Source organism: Streptomyces sp. NPDC034670 (assembly GCF_055574875.1).
On sequence record NZ_JBVITR010000100.1, the window covers coordinates 1 to 1,632 of the forward strand.

The 1,632-nt window shown below is 78.4% G+C and carries 1 protein-coding gene; it reads right to left on the bottom strand.

Translation table 11 applies throughout. From position 1 onward, the window contains the following. Nucleotides 1-209: 209 nt before the first annotated feature. Entirely contained in the window at nt 210-1,418 is a 1,209-nt protein-coding gene (locus tag ACZ56B_RS32205; protein ID WP_468798442.1) for an MBL fold metallo-hydrolase, read from the bottom strand. Between the last annotated feature and the right edge of the window lie 214 nt (nt 1,419-1,632).

Consider the following 1,632-nt stretch of genomic DNA (forward strand, 5'->3'; position numbering starts at 1 on the left):
CCGCCCCGCATCCGCACGCGGCGGCCGGCCGGGAGGGAGGGTTCCGTGGCCGCGCACCCTCGGCGGCCGCCCGGGAGCCACCGCGAAATGTGACTCTCCGTATCACCTGGGGCCATGACTTACCGGCGCTCACGGGCGGGACCGCGAGCGGACGAGCAGGGGCGCGCGGGACCGGGGCGGGACCCGCGGCGGGGCCGCCCCCGTGGACGTCAGCGCCCGCCCGCGAGGTCGAGGTCGCCCTCGGCGGACGGGGCGGACGGGAGGGCCGGTGCGGCCTGCGGGCCCCGGGCGGGGTCCCAGTGGCGCACGAGCGGCGCCGACAGCGCGCGCCACCAGGGCTCGGCGGGCAGCTCACCGGCCGGCTCGAAGGGCTCCCCGGGCCGCGGGAAGGCCACCGCCTGCCCGGCCTCCCCGGCGGCGTCCCGCATCCACTCCGCCGGCTCCGCCCACGCGTGCGGGGCCAGGTTGAAGGTGCCCCAGTGGATGGGCAGCAGCACGCCGGACAGGGCGCCGCCCTGCAGGTCGAGGTGGGCCCGGACGCCCTCCGCAGGCGTCATGTGGATGTCGGGCCAGAAGTCCGAGTACGCGCCGACCTGGATCATCGTGGCGTCGAACGGGCCGTGCCCGGCGCCGATGTCCTCGAAGCCCTCGAAGTAGCCGGTGTCCCCGCTGTGGTAGACGCGGTGCTCCTCGGCGGCGACCGCCCAGGAGGCCCACAGGGTGTGCTGGCCGTTGCGCAGGCCCCGGCCGCAGAAGTGACGGGCCGGGGTGGCGGTCAGGGCGAGTCCGCCGACCCTCGTCGTCTCGTGCCAGTCCAGCTCGCGCAGCCGGCCGGCGGACACGCCCCAGCGTTCCAGGTGGGCGCCGACGCCGAGGGGCACGGCGAACACCGTGTCCGTGCCGGCCAGCGCCTCGACGGTGGGCATGTCCAGGTGGTCGTAGTGGTCGTGCGAGATCACGACGGCGTCGACCGGTCCGAGGGCGGCCAGCGGCAGGGGCACCGGGTGCAGCCGCCGGGGCCCGGCGAAGGGGAACGGGGAGCAGCGCTCGCCCCACACGGGGTCGAACAGGACCCGCCGCCCGTCGATCTCCGCGAGCACGCTGGAATGGCCCATCCAGGTCAGGCGCAGCCCGGTGGCGGGGGGCCGGGAGAGGTCGGCGAGGGTGGTGGCGTGCACCGGGACCCCTCCCCGGGGCACGCGCCGCGCCCGGGCCTCCCTGTCGAGGAAGGCCTTCGCCAGGTCCCGCGTCGAGCCCGACGGGCGGGTCCGGGCGGCGCCCCCGGGGTTCTGGAACACCCCGTCCGCGAAGTGCGGGGACCTGCGGATGCGTGCCATGCGCTCCCCTGCGGGGTCCGCGCCGAAGGCCGCGGGCCGCAGGGCGCGGGGCCCGGGGTTCTGGGAACGGGAACCGGCCACGGTGCCTCCAGGGGGAGTCGGTCGGACGTTCCATTATGTGCGGCCGGTCGGGTCCGGGGCGGCGGACCGGGGGACGGGGCCCGCGGAACGGGGGGTACCGGGGGGGGGGGGGGGGGGGGGGGGGGGGGGGGGGGGGGGGGGGGGGGGGGGGGGGGGGGGGGGGGGAGGGAGGGGGGGGTGGGTGGGGTGGGGGGGGGGAGAGGGAGATGTGGGT